Origin of the sequence: Pseudomonas sp. GV085 (assembly GCF_003050925.1) — a bacterium.
GTDB lineage: Bacteria > Pseudomonadota > Gammaproteobacteria > Pseudomonadales > Pseudomonadaceae > Aquipseudomonas.
The window spans coordinates 238085-251286 of sequence record NZ_QAOV01000001.1 but is presented as its reverse complement, the minus strand read 5'-3'; the positions used below and the strand labels follow the sequence as shown (position 1 = coordinate 251286).

General features: G+C 59.2%; 11 protein-coding genes. 4 read left to right on the top strand and 7 right to left on the bottom strand.

Annotated elements, in window-relative coordinates:
• Positions 1-11 precede the first annotated feature (11 nt).
• Together C8K63_RS01185 and colR are read right to left on the bottom strand one after the other, a co-directional pair.
• Positions 12-1280 carry a HAMP domain-containing sensor histidine kinase gene (locus C8K63_RS01185; protein WP_108215019.1) on the bottom strand — a complete coding sequence of 423 codons (1269 nt, stop codon included), beginning with the start codon at positions 1278-1280 and terminating at the stop codon, positions 12-14.
• Positions 1270-1953: a two-component system response regulator ColR gene (gene colR, locus C8K63_RS01180; protein WP_020799911.1), complete on the bottom strand. Its 684-nt coding sequence runs from the start codon at positions 1951-1953 to the stop codon at positions 1270-1272. Before colR ends, C8K63_RS01185 begins: the two co-directional genes overlap by 11 nt.
• A 202-nt stretch (positions 1954-2155) precedes the next feature.
• On the opposite strand from colR, the gene C8K63_RS01175 reads away from it, so the two are divergent.
• Positions 2156-4105: an LTA synthase family protein gene (locus C8K63_RS01175; RefSeq protein ID WP_108215018.1), complete on the top strand. Its 1950-nt coding sequence runs from the start codon at positions 2156-2158 to the stop codon at positions 4103-4105.
• 54 nt (positions 4106-4159) lie between these two features.
• The gene (locus C8K63_RS01170) at positions 4160-4903 is read left to right on the top strand and encodes a phosphatase PAP2 family protein (RefSeq protein ID WP_108215017.1); all 744 of its coding nucleotides are present in this window, start codon (positions 4160-4162) and stop codon (positions 4901-4903) included.
• A gap of 194 nt (positions 4904-5097) precedes the next feature.
• Here C8K63_RS01170 and groL read toward each other — a convergent pair whose 3' ends face one another.
• The 4 genes from groL to C8K63_RS01150 form a co-directional block, all read right to left on the bottom strand.
• Positions 5098-6744: a chaperonin GroEL gene (gene groL / locus C8K63_RS01165; protein ID WP_108215016.1), complete on the bottom strand. Its 1647-nt coding sequence runs from the start codon at positions 6742-6744 to the stop codon at positions 5098-5100.
• A 49-nt stretch (positions 6745-6793) separates the two neighbouring features.
• Entirely contained in the window at positions 6794-7087 is a 294-nt protein-coding gene (locus C8K63_RS01160) for a co-chaperone GroES (protein WP_007985847.1), read from the bottom strand.
• A 248-nt stretch (positions 7088-7335) separates the two neighbouring features.
• Entirely contained in the window at positions 7336-7812 is a 477-nt protein-coding gene (locus C8K63_RS01155; protein ID WP_108215015.1) for an FxsA family protein, read from the bottom strand.
• Between the two features lie 66 nt (positions 7813-7878).
• Complete coding sequence (locus tag C8K63_RS01150) at positions 7879-8610, bottom strand: HugZ family protein (protein WP_108215014.1); 732 nt, start codon at positions 8608-8610, stop codon at positions 7879-7881.
• 164 nt (positions 8611-8774) lie between these two features.
• On the opposite strand from C8K63_RS01150, the gene C8K63_RS01145 reads away from it, so the two are divergent.
• Positions 8775-9533 (top strand): SDR family oxidoreductase, encoded by a 759-nt coding sequence (locus tag C8K63_RS01145; protein WP_102671225.1) that lies wholly within the window; start codon positions 8775-8777, stop codon positions 9531-9533.
• A 121-nt stretch (positions 9534-9654) separates the two neighbouring features.
• Here the strand turns inward: C8K63_RS01145 and apbC are convergent, their stop codons facing one another.
• Entirely contained in the window at positions 9655-10749 is a 1095-nt protein-coding gene (gene apbC, locus C8K63_RS01140; RefSeq protein WP_108215013.1) for an iron-sulfur cluster carrier protein ApbC, read from the bottom strand.
• 246 nt (positions 10750-10995) lie between these two features.
• Between apbC and metG the strand changes: the two genes are divergently transcribed.
• On the top strand, positions 10996-13047 hold the full coding sequence (metG, locus tag C8K63_RS01135) for a methionine--tRNA ligase (protein WP_108215012.1): 2052 nt from the start codon (positions 10996-10998) through the stop codon (positions 13045-13047).
• The last annotated feature ends 155 nt before the right edge of the window (positions 13048-13202 follow it).

The window sequence follows — 13202 nt, the reverse complement described above, 5'->3', positions numbered from 1 at the left end:
ACTGATCAAATTCAGGACAACTCCACCTGAAAACGGCAGCCACTAGGTTCCATGGTTGTCAGGCTGACGCTCCAGCCCTGGTTTTCACAGATCCGCTGCACCAGTGAAAGCCCCAGGCCCAAGCCTTCCCCGCGTTTTTCGTCGCCCCGAACGAACGGTTCGAACATCGCCTCGCGTTTTTCCTCGGGAATGCCCACGCCACTGTCTTCGACCAGAAAGCCCGTAGCCGTCAGGGTCAGGCGGATGAAGCCCTGCTCGGTGTAATGCAAGGCATTGCGCAGCAAGTTACCCATCACCGCGTGCAAGAACGTCGCGTTGTAGCCCTTGGCCTCGGGGTTGCCCGGTTCGAAGATCAGCTTCAACCCCTTGCTTTCAATGGGCTCGCGCCACAGACCGAGCAGGCCATCGGCCACCTGGCTAAGGGACTGCTGCGGCGACATGCTGGCGTCTTCGCGTTGGGCACGGGCCAGCATCAGGAAGGTTTGCACCAGCTCACGCATTTCTTCGCACGCCCGGGCAATGCGCTCGACCTGAGCGCGGCCGCGCTGATCGATACCGGGATTTTCCAGCAACAACTCGCAGGAACTGGCCAATACCATCAGGGGCGTACGCAATTCGTGGCTAACGTCGCTGGTGAACAACCGCTCGCGGGTCAAGGCCTGACGCAAGCGCCCGAGGGTGGCGTCGAAGGCCACGGCCAGTTCGCCCACTTCGTCAGCGGCATAGTCCGGAGCCAACGGAGGAGCCAAACCGAGCAGTTGATCACGATGGCGTACCTGGCGGGCCAACCGCACCACCGGCGCCATGACCTTGCGGGCCAGGACCCAGCCGAGAAATACCGCCAGCGCCAGGCTCAGGACGAAACCCACCAGCACCACGGCAAACAGCACCCGCTCACGCTCTTCGAAGTCGCTCTGGTCCTGCAACAGCACGTAACGTCGGCCGTCGACGATTTCGACCATGGCGTGGTACGACAGGTTTTCACGGAACACTTCATGGAAACCCGGCTCCAGGTGCCGCAAATCCTTGGGCAATCTGAAATCGCCTGGCCCGCTGCTGAAGTAGAACAATTGGTCCGGTTCGGGACGATGGCGCCAGTCCGTGACATTGTCCATCAGCAACAGGCGCTGCAAGTCGCCACCCAGACCTGCCGAAATCAGTTTTTCTTCCACCAGGTGCACGGTCGCCACAATGCCCATGGCAAAGGCACCCGCCACCAGTGCGCTCATCAGCGCAAAGGCAATGATGATGCGTTGAGAAAGGCTCTGCTTAAACTCCATCACGCCCCTCGGCCAAGCGATACCCCACACCGTGCACGGTTTGCAGCAATGGCTTGGCGAACGGCTTGTCGATCACCTGGCGCAGTTGGTGGACATGGCTGCGCAGGCTGTCGCTGTCCGGGCAGTCGTCGCCCCAGAGCGCTTCTTCAAGAATTTCACGGCGCAATACATGCGGGCTTTTCTGCATCAACACGGCCAGCAGCTTCAGGCCGACCGGGTTGAGTTTCAGCAAGCGGCCTTCGCGAGTGACTTCCAGGGTGTCGAGGTCGTAGCTCAGGTCGCCGACCTGCAAGGTCCGCCGTCCGCCGCCCTGGGTACGGCGCATGACCGCTTCGATACGCGCCGCCAGCTCAGACAGGGCGAACGGTTTGATCAGGTAGTCATCGGCGCCGGACTTGAAGCCTTGCAGACGGTCATCCAGTTGATCGCGGGCCGTGAGCATGATCACCGGCGTATCGCGTCGGGCATCTTCGCGCAGACGCTTGCACAGGGTGTAGCCATCGATGCCGGGTAGCATGATATCGAGCACGATCAAATCGTAATGCTCGGTGGCCGCCAGATGCAGACCCGAAAGACCGTCCTGCGCGCAATCCACGGTATAGCCTTTGAGCCCCAGGTAATCGGCCAGGTTGGCCAGGATATCGCGGTTGTCTTCAACCAATAGAATTCGCATGGGTATCTCTCCGTCCACAGTAACGGCCGTCATGGCCCGCGCAGCTTAAGGCCAAGTGTGGCCCACGGCTAGGGGAAGGCCATGGGTGAATCAATTCGATCAACTGATAGGTATGATTGACAAGTTTTTCACTATCGATTCACGCGCTGACTACAGTGGTCAGCCGAGACTTTCATGCGGTTGATAAAAAGGAATGCAAAAAATGGACTATTTGAAGACGGCACCCATGCGCTTTTTGCTACTGGTGACTGGCTCCTGGCTGGTGATTTTTTTTCTGACTCGAACAGTCCTGCTTCTCACTCATCTGGATGAGGCCGGAAGCGGCTTCCTGTCGGTGTTCGGCATCGGCCTGCTGTACGACATGGGTTTCATTGCCTACGCAGCATTGCCCATGGGCCTCTACCTATTGCTGTGCCCACCGGTCTTGTGGCGCAGTCGTGGGCACCGCTGGTTTCTTCAAGGTCTGCTGACGGTCAGTCTGTTCGCGATGCTGTTCACCTCGGTGGCCGAGTGGCTGTTCTGGGATGAATTCGGCGTTCGCTTCAATTTCATCGCCGTCGACTATCTGGTGTATTCCGACGAAGTATTGAACAACCTGCTGGAGTCATACCCGATCGGCACGCTGCTGAGCATCCTCGCCGTGCTGGCCGTGGTCCTGAGTCTTGCATTACGTAAAGCGTTCACTGTTGCACTCGATGCGCCGTTGCCGCCGCTACGTGGTCGCTTGCTCAATGCACTCGGTTTGTTGATCGTCGCCGGCCTGAGCATGCAACTGCTCAGCCAGGACGCTCCGCGCGCCCAGGGCGGCAACGCTTATCAGAACGAACTGGCGAGCAATGGCCCCTACCAATTCTTCGCCGCGTTCCGTAACAACGAACTGGACTACCCGCAATTCTACAGCACGCTGCCATCGGCCGTGGTTGCCCAACAGATTCACGCCGAACTGGCAGAACCCAATGCCCGCTTCGTGGGTGAGGACCCGCAGGACATTCGCCGGCAGATCGATAACCCGGGCGCACCGCGCAAGCCCAACATTGTACTGGTTACCATTGAAAGCTTCAGCGCCAAGTACATGGGCAGCAACGGCGATACCCGCAACCTGACACCCAACCTTGATGCCCTGCGCAAGCAGAGCCTGTACTTCAATAATTTCTACGCCACCGGCACCCGCACCGATCGCGGCCTGGAAGCCATCACCCTGGCGATTCCGCCGACACCCGGTCGCTCGATCGTCAAGCGCGTGGGGCGCGAAAGCGGCTTTGCCAGCCTTGGCCAGCAACTCAATGCCGTGGGCTACGACAGTGTGTTCGTCTATGGCGGTCGCGGTTACTTCGACAACATGAATGCGTTCTTCAGCGGCAATGGCTACCGCATCGTGGACCAGAGCAGCGTCAAGGAGTCGGAGATTCACTTCAAGAATGCCTGGGGCATGGCAGACGAGGATCTCTACAACCAGACACTGAAACTGGCCGATGCCGACTATGCCAGGCAGCAACCATTCCTGCTGCAACTGATGACGACGTCCAACCACCGCCCTTACACCTATCCGGACAACCGCATCGACATCAAGTCCGGCAACGGCCGTGACGGCGCGGTGAAATACACCGACTACGCCATTGGTCAGTTTCTCGATCAGGCGCGTCAAAAGCCCTGGTTTGACAATACAATCTTCGTCTTTGTCGCCGACCACACCGCAGGCAGCGCCGGTAAGGAAGACCTGCCCATCGCCAACTATCAGATTCCGCTGTTCATCTATGCGCCCAAGTTGATCGAAGCTCGGGAAACTGCGCAATTGGCCAGCCAGATCGATCTGGCGCCGACGTTGCTGGGCTTGCTCAATCTGGATTATGAGTCGACGTTCTTTGGCCGTAACCTGTTGCAGGACAACCCGCTGCCGCCACGAGTGGTGGTCGGTAACTACCAGCACCTGGGGTTGTTCGACGGCAAGGACCTGGCGATTTTGAGCCCTCGCCAGGGATTGCGTCGTCACGATGACGCACTGACCGAAAGCCGCGAGTCCCGGTCCAGCGCCGATGACCCGCTGATTACCCGCGCAATCACCTATTACCAAACCGCCAGTTATGGCTTCAAGCAACAGCTGCTTGGCTGGAAGGCGCCCAAGGAGGGTGCCGGTCAAGTCGGCGAACGTTAACCGAATCGCCCCGGGCTGATGCCCCGGGGCTTGTTCCTTTGTTCAGGATCCACCATGTCATCAACCGCTGTCCGCCCTGCCCCTCGCCCGCTCAACTTCCGGGTGTGCCTGGGGGTTCCCGCCGTTGCGGCGATCGTTCTGGTGTTGCTCGAACTGACCTCACTGGACATGGACCTTGCCAAGCTGTTCTACGACCCGGTCGCGGGAGACTTCATCGGACGGCACAGTTACTTCCTGGAAAACATCCTGCATACCCGCGCCAAGCAGGTCGTCATTGCATTTTCGGTGTTCGCCGTCCTCGGCTATATCGCTTCGTTTTTCATGGCAAAACTCAAGCCGTACAAGCGCGAACTGGGTTGCCTGGTGCTGTCCCTGGGCCTGGCGACTTCCTTTGTCACGCCCATGAAAGCGGTGACCGCGGTGCAATGCCCCTGGAGCCTAGAGCAATTCGGCGGTCACGAGACGTACAGCGAACTGTTGAGCCATCGCCCGCACACCGAAAAACCGGGACGTTGCTGGCCCGGCGGCCATGCGGCCACCGGTTTCACCCTGTTTGCCCTGTTTTTCGTATTGCGTGACCGTCGCCCGCGCATGGCTCGCGCAGCGTTTGTCTTCGCCTTCGCCCTCGGCTCGGTGTTCTCCATCGGACGAATGATGCAGGGTGCGCACTTCTTCTCGCACAACGTGTGGACGGCGGTGTTCTGTTGGCTGATTTGTCTGGGATCGTATTACTACGTTCTGTATCGACCGGCTTTGAGGACTGAACGCGGGACCACTGCAGAATCTGTAGCCGTCTGAAGCACAAATCAAATAATGTGGGAGCGAGCCTGCTCGCGAAGCAGCTCAACATTCAACGATGATGTTGACTGACACATTGCTTTCGCGAGCAGGCTCGCTCCCACAATAGATCGATGTGACCATCGGAATCCGGGCCATAAAAAACCCCGCCTGCTTTCGCAGGCGGGGTTTTTTCGTACAGGGGTAAGGCTGGCTTACATCATGCCGCCCATGCCGCCCATACCGCCCATGTCTGGCATACCGCCGCCAGCACCGCCGTCTTTCTTCGGTGCATCAGCAACAGCAGCTTCGGTGGTCAGGATCAGACCGCCGATCGACGATGCAGCTTGCAGCGCGGAACGGGTGACCTTGGTCGGATCCAGGATACCCATTTCGATCATGTCGCCGTATTCGCCAGTCGCAGCGTTGTAACCGAAGTTACCTTTGCCGTTCTTGACTTCATTGACCACAACGCTTGGCTCGTCACCGCTGTTGGCAGCGATCTGACGCAGCGGTGCTTCGATGGCACGACGCAGAACGGCGATACCCACGTCCTGGTCGGCGTTGTCGCCTTTCAGGTCGAGGATTGCTTCCAGAGCACGGATCAGCGCAACGCCACCGCCAGGTACCACGCCTTCTTCAACGGCTGCACGGGTTGCGTGCAGGGCGTCTTCAACGCGGGCTTTCTTCTCTTTCATTTCTACTTCGGAACCAGCGCCAACCTTGATCACTGCAACGCCGCCGGACAGCTTGGCCAGACGCTCTTGCAGTTTTTCACGGTCGTAGTCCGAGGAAGTTTCGGCAACCTGAGCACGGATCTGAGCAATGCGGGACTCGATGTCGCCTGCTACGCCAGCACCGTCAACGATGATGGTGTTTTCCTTGGAGATGGTCACGCGCTTGGCGCTGCCCAGGTTTTCCAGGGTGGCGCTTTCCAGGCTCAGGCCGATCTCTTCGGAGATAACGGTACCGCCGGTCAGAACAGCGATGTCCTGCAGCATGGCCTTGCGACGGTCGCCGAAGCCTGGAGCCTTGACGGCTGCGACTTTAACGATGCCACGCATGTTGTTCACGACCAGAGTCGCCAGGGCTTCGCCTTCAACGTCTTCGGAAACGATCAGCAGTGGACGGCCAGCTTTGGCAACGGCTTCCAGCACTGGCAGCATTTCGCGGATGTTCGAGATCTTTTTGTCGACCAGCAGAACCAGCGGGTTGTCCAGCTCGGCAACCATGGTTTCCGGCTTGTTGACGAAGTACGGGGACAGGTAGCCACGGTCGAACTGCATGCCTTCTACAACCGACAGTTCGTTTTCCAGGCCAGTGCCTTCTTCAACGGTGATCACGCCTTCTTTACCGACCTTTTCCATGGCTTCGGCAATGATGTCGCCGATGGAGTTGTCGGAGTTGGCGGAGATGGTACCTACCTGAGCGATAGCCTTGGTGTCAGCGCATGGCTTGGACAGGTTTTTCAGCTCTTTGACGATGGCGATGGTCGCCTTGTCGATGCCGCGCTTCAGATCCATCGGGTTCATGCCGGCAGCGACGGCTTTCAGGCCTTCGTTGACGATCGATTGAGCCAGGACGGTAGCGGTGGTAGTACCGTCACCAGCGTCATCGTTGGCACGGGAGGCAACGTCTTTGACCAGCTGCGCGCCCATGTTTTCGAAACGGTCATCCAGTTCGATTTCTTTGGCGACGGAAACGCCGTCCTTGGTGATGGTCGGAGCGCCGAAGCTCTTCTCGATGATCACGTTACGGCCTTTCGGGCCCAGGGTCGCTTTTACCGCGTCAGCCAGGACGTTGACGCCTTTGAGCATTTTCTTGCGGGCGGAATCGCCAAACAGAACTTCTTTAGCAGCCATGATCGATATTCCTTAAATACTTTGTAGTAGCGGAAAATGGACGGGGGTATCAGCCTTCGATAACAGCGAGGATTTCGTTCTCGCTCATTACCAGCAGGTCTTCGCCGTCGACTTTCACAGTGTTGCTGCCGGAGTAAGGACCGAACACAACCTTGTCGCCCACTTTCACGGACAGTGCACGCACTTCACCGTTTTCCAGTACGCGGCCGGTGCCGACAGCGAGGATTTCGCCGCTGTTGGCTTTTTCAGCAGCCGAACCTGGCAGGACGATACCGCCAGCGGTTTTCTTTTCTTCTTCGCTGCGACGGATGACGACGCGGTCATGCAGAGGACGAAGCTTCATTGTCGATCTCTCCTAATTGTGGTTTTCATCGGCCGGTGTAGTCCCGGCGGGTTTAACAAAGTCCGGCGGTGCCGGGTGCGGTTCGTCAACGAACCGCGGAAGTCTGTCTGGCGTGTTCGCCAGAAACCTTGCGGTGACCGTTACATAAGGGCGCATAAGCTTATTACAAGGGCGGGGATCGAAAAAATTTCAGTTCGCTGCCCCCGCAAACGAACACGGCACCCGAAGGTGCCGTGTCGATGTGCGTATTACTTGGTATCGCGGTGTTCGAACTCGCCTTCGATCACGTTGGGTTCACGACCCAGCGGCTCGCGAGGCACCGGGCCGCCACGGGCCTGGAGGTCGTCGGCAAACGCTCGCTGACGCATCGCCTGCTCTTCGGCGCGCTGGCGCATTTTATTGGCCAGCAGGCGACGACTGAACGGCAGCAGCATGAACAGGCCGATCGCATCGCTGATGAAACCGGGAAGAATCAGCAGGCCACCGGCCAATGCCAGCATCAGGCCTTCGAGCATGGTCTGGGCCGGCAGCTCGCCGCGGTTCAGGCTTTCACGGGCACGCAGGGCCGTGGCCAGGCCGGCGACGCGCAGCACGAACACGCCGAACATCGAGCCGAGAATGATCAGCAGCAGGGCCGGGAAAAACCCGATAGACCCTGCCACCTTGACGAATACGAACAGCTCCAACACCGGGAACAGCAGAAAGAGCAACAAAAAAGGGCGCATCAAATGGTTCCTCAACGCAAGAATGCCTTGCCAGTTCACCTTAGATGACGTCGCCGTTTCGTGAATTCAAGCATCGGCCACTTCATTTTTCGGCCAATGCTCGGCGTGAGCCAGAGAAACCAAGGCCTCGCGAACTTGTGTCGGCGTATTACAAGGCGCTTGAAACGGCAACCAGTACAGGCTTTGACCGATACGCAGGTGCATGCCTTCGCTATCGATACCGGCCATTTGCGCCGGTACGTTTTTCGGCAGTCCGGCCAGCTCGACGTAATGGGCGATGGCCTTGGCGTGATCGGCGTTCATGTGCTCGACCATGCTCACTTCGGCCTTGCCGGCGAACGGGTTGGCCAGGGTCAGGTCGTTGACCCAATGAATCGCGCCAAAACCGCCGATGTAACGGTGGCGCACTGGCTTGAGCACCCAGAAGTCGAAATCGTGGGCCTTGTGATACCCCTGCGACTCGGGGAAGTAGCGGTAGTAACGCTCGGAGGCGGCTTCAATGGCGGCTTCGTCTTCGAGCTGCTGTGCCTCAGCCAGGTAAGTCAGCCGACCAACGGCCTGGACATCTTCAGCCCCACGCTCGCCCACGAACAGCGAACATTTCGGGTCTTTCTGCAAATTGTGAGTGTGCTGGGCGATGCGGCTGATCAGGATCAGCGGCCGGCCCTGCTCGTCCAGGCAGTACGGGACCACGGAGCCGAATGGAAAACCGGGCATCGATTTGGAGTGCGTCGAGAGCACCCCACGGTATTCCTTGAGGAGCAATTCTCGTGCATGCTTAGCCGCTTCAACGCTCAATTTATGACTCCTTAAATAGAATCCGTCATAAAAACGGACGAGCTGCTGGTGAAAGTCCCAGCACGCCATCGGGGCAGTTCTCATGTGCAGCCGGGCCACGTCAGGCGCAGATCGAGAGGCTCTCTACAAGGAAACCACTCAGATCTGCTACCGGGGGCGTGCGAATGCAACTCACTGACAAAGTAATCATTATCACGGGCGGTTGCCAGGGTTTGGGCCGTTCCATGGCCGAGTATTTCGCAGGCCTTGGCGCGAAACTCGCGCTGGTCGACCTCAATCAGGAAAAACTCGACGATGCCGTCGCGGCCTGCAAGGCGCAAGGTGTCGAGGCCCGCGCCTACCTGTGCAACGTGGCCAACGAAGAGCAAGTGACCCACATGGTTGCCCAGGTCGCTGAAGACTTCGGCGCGATTCATGGTTTGATCAACAACGCCGGGATCCTGCGCGACGGCCTGTTGCTCAAGGTCAAGGATGGCGAAATGACCAAAATGAGCCTGGCCCAGTGGCAGGCGGTCATCGACGTCAACCTGACCGGCGTGTTCCTGTGCACCCGTGAAGTCGCGGCGAAAATGGTCGAGCTGAACAACAGCGGGGCGATCATCAATATCTCGTCGATTTCCCGCGCAGGCAACGTCGGTCAGACCAACTACTCGGCAGCCAAGGCCGGTGTCGCTGCGGCGACTGTGACCTGGGCCAAGGAACTGGCGCGCTACGGCATTCGCGTCGCCGGGATTGCACCGGGCTTCATCGAAACCGAAATGACTCTGGGCATGAAGCCTGAAGCGCTGGAAAAAATGACCGCCGGGATCCCGCTCAAGCGTATGGGCAAGCCTGAGGAAATCGCCCATTCGGCGGCGTACATCTTCGAGAACGACTATTACACCGGTCGGATTCTGGAGATGGATGGCGGGTTACGGATCTAAGACGCGACAAAGAACAACTGTAGGAGCGAGCCTGCTCGCGAAGGTGTGTCAGGCGTCGCGGTGTCGACTGATACACCATCGCGAGCAGGCTCGCTCCTACAGGGATTCGTATTTCAGCTTATTAGTCGTCGCTGACGCTGATGTTCGGCATCGCCGGCGTCAACGCTTCCTGCAATACGATCCGCGCACCGACATGGCGGGCCAGTTCCTGGTAGACCATGGCGATCTGGCTGTCAGGCTCGGCGATCACCGTTGGCTTGCCGCCATCGGCCTGTTCGCGGATGACCATCGACAGCGGCAACGAGGCCAGCAGTTCGACGCCATACTGGTTGGCCAGTTTCACGCCACCGCCCTCACCGAACAGATGTTCGGCATGTCCGCAATTGGAGCAGATGTGCACGGCCATGTTTTCCACCACGCCCAGCACCGGAATGTTGACCTTGCGGAACATTTCCACGCCCTTGCGCGCGTCCAGCAATGCCAGGTCCTGCGGAGTGGTCACGATGACCGCACCGGCCACAGGCACTTTCTGCGCCAGGGTCAGCTGGATGTCACCGGTGCCTGGCGGCATGTCGATGACCAGGTAGTCCAGGTCGCCCCAGGCAGTCTGGGTCACCAATTGCAACAAGGCGCCGGAGACCATCGGACCACGCCAGACCATCGGTGTGTTGTCATCGGTGAGGAACGCCATGGACATCACTTCGACGCCATGGGACTTGAGCGGCACGAACCACTTCTGATCCTTGACTTCAGGGCGGGTGCGCTCAGGGATGCCGAACATGATGCCTTGGCTCGGTCCGTAGATGTCTGCATCGAGAATCCCGACCTTGGCGCCTTCGCGGGCCAGGGCCAGGGCCAGGTTGGCCGCCGTGGTGGATTTGCCCACGCCGCCCTTGCCAGACGCCACGGCCACCACGTTTTTAACGTTCGCCAGGCCCGGAATCTGTGCCTGGGCCTTGTGTGCAGCAATCACGCTGGTGATGTCGACCTTGGCACTGGCTACGCCATCCAGCCCCTGAATAGCCATTTCCAGCATTTGTGCCCAACCACTCTTGAACAGACCGGCGGCATAACCCAATTCAAGCTGAACGATGACGCGGTCACCCTGAATGTCGATGTTGCGCACGCACCCGGCGCTGACCGGGTCCTGGTTCAGGTATGGGTCGGTGTATTGGCGAAGGACGGCTTCCACCGCTGCGCGATTGACGGCGCTCATGGGCAACTCCGAAAACAGGACTGGAAAAAGATAACGGGTATCGTACCTGTTCTGATCGTTTGGCGGGATGCTCAAAAGATCGCAGCCTGCGGCAGCTCCTACAGATGTACGCCGATTCCCTGTAGGAGCTGCCGCAGGCTGCGATCTTTTCTGTCCGCACATCCAATGAAACAGGCTCACAAGGTGAAAAATATGCGCCGGCGCTTTATAGTGGCCGACCTCCGTTTCATCAAGTAGCCGAGCCCCATGTCCGAGCCACGCAAGATCCTCGTCACCAGCGCCCTGCCCTATGCCAATGGTTCGATTCACCTCGGCCATATGCTGGAATACATCCAGACCGATATGTGGGTGCGCTTCCAGAAGCACCGCGGCAATCAATGCATCTATGTCTGCGCCGACGACGCCCACGGTTCGGCGATCATGCTGCGCGCAGAGAAGGAAGGCATCACCCCGGAACAACTGATCGCCAACGTCCAGGCTGAACACAGCGCCGACTTTGCCGATTTCCTGGTGGATTTCGATAATTTCCACTCCACTCACGCCGAAGAAAACCGTGAGCTGTCGAGCCAGATCTACCTGAAGCTGCGTGACGCCGGGCACATCGCCACGCGTTCGATCACCCAGTATTTCGACCCGGAAAAGAAAATGTTCCTGGCCGACCGCTTCATCAAGGGCACTTGCCCGAAATGCGGCACCGAAGACCAGTACGGCGACAACTGCGAAAAATGCGGCGCGACCTACGCGCCAACCGACCTGAAGGATCCGAAGTCGGCGATCTCCGGCGCCACCCCGGTGCTCAAGGATTCCCAGCACTTCTTCTTCAAGCTGCCAGACTTCCAGGCCATGCTGCAGACCTGGACCCGCAGCGGCACCCTGCAGGATGCCGTAGCCAACAAGATCGCCGAATGGCTGGACGCCGGCCTGCAACAGTGGGACATCTCCCGCGATGCGCCGTACTTCGGTTTTGAAATCCCCGACGAGCCGGGCAAATACTTCTACGTGTGGCTGGATGCACCGATCGGCTACATGGCCAGCTTCAAGAACCTGTGTAACCGCACGCCAGAGCTGGACTTCGACGCGTTCTGGGGCAAGGACTCCACTGCCGAGCTGTACCACTTCATCGGCAAGGACATCGTCAACTTCCACGCCCTGTTCTGGCCAGCCATGCTCGAAGGCGCGGGCTACCGCAAGCCGACCGGGATCAACGTACACGGCTACCTGACCGTCAACGGTCAGAAGATGTCCAAGTCCCGTGGCACCTTCATCAAGGCCCGGACCTACCTGGACCACCTGTCGCCGGAATACCTGCGCTATTACTACGCGGCCAAGCTGGGCCGTGGCGTCGACGACCTCGACCTGAACCTCGAAGACTTCGTGCAGAAGGTCAACTCCGACCTGGTGGGCAAGGTCGTCAACATCGCCAGCCGTTGCGCCGGCTTCATCAACAAGGGCAATGCCGGCGTGATGGTCGACACCAACGCCGCGCCTGAACTGACCGAAGCATTCCTGGCCGCCGCGCCAGGCATTGCCGACGCCTATGAAGCCCGCGACTTCGCCCGCGCCATGCGCGAGATCATGGGCCTGGCCGACCGCGCCAACGCCTGGATCGCCGACAAGGCACCGTGGTCGCTGAACAAACAGGAAGGCAAGCAGGATGAAGTCCAGGCCATCTGCGCCACCGGCGTCAACCTGTTCCGCCAACTGGTGATTTTCCTCAAGCCTGTGCTGCCGCTGCTGGCCGCCGACGCCGAGGCGTTCCTGAACGTCGCGCCGCTGACCTGGAACGACCACGCTACCTTGCTCAGCAACCATCAGTTGAACGAGTTCAAGCCGCTGATGACCCGAATCGACCCGGTCAAGGTGCAAGCCATGACCGACGCCTCGAAAGAAGACCTGACCGCCAGCCAGACCGACACCGGCGACGCCGCACCTGCCGGCAATGGCGAACTGGCCAAGGATCCGCTGTCGCCGGAAATCGAGTTCGACACCTTTGCCGCCGTCGACCTGCGAGTCGCCCTGATCGTCAAGGCAGAACACGTGGAAGGCGCCGACAAGCTGTTGCGCCTGACCCTCGACATCGGTGACGAGCAACGCAACGTGTTCTCCGGGATCAAGAGCGCCTACCCGGACCCGTCCAAGCTCAATGGTCGCCTGACCATGATGATCGCCAACCTCAAGCCACGGAAAATGAAGTTCGGCATTTCCGAAGGCATGGTGATGGCGGCGGGTCCTGGCGGTGAAGAAATCTACCTGCTCAGCCCTGACAGCGGCGCCAAGCCAGGTCAGCGCATCAAGTAAATTTCTGCACTGAACCGATCCCACAGTCGTGCCTGGCGCGACTGTGGGATTTTCATGTCTGGCCCACCCTGCCGCCTTGCCGGATAATGCCTAAGCTTTTCAGACCATCTCCTGTAGGAGCGAGCTCGCTCGCGATGGTCGTTAACGATAATGCG